This window comes from Petrotoga sp. SL27, assembly GCF_002924605.1.
Lineage (GTDB): Bacteria > Thermotogota > Thermotogae > Petrotogales > Petrotogaceae > Petrotoga > Petrotoga sibirica.
Window position 1 is genome coordinate 1 of the sequence record NZ_JAIP01000015.1, and the last position, 253, is coordinate 253.

Consider the following 253-nt stretch of genomic DNA (forward strand, 5'->3'; position numbering starts at 1 on the left):
TGGGAAAACATATGTCGTTCCACCATCTCTCAAATAACCGTTTTCAACTGTTGGGACAACCGTTGAGAGCATAGGAACAAACTTACTCAAACTTTCACCATCGTATGCTACCAAGTTGTCATAGACATTGAAAATAACTTCACCACTAGCAGTGTCGTAAGCATGATGAGGATCCAAAGTGTCGGGCTCACTTAGTGTTGCATCGAAGATCATATCAGGGTTTTTAACCTGTGAAAAAGCGAAAACACCCAAC

At 41.5% G+C, this 253-nt stretch carries 1 pseudogene; it reads right to left on the reverse strand.

The features are described from left to right. Nucleotides 1-252, reverse strand: a pseudogene (locus tag AD60_RS06045) (ABC transporter substrate-binding protein); the annotation flags it as partial. Nucleotide 253: the final 1 nt, after the last annotated feature.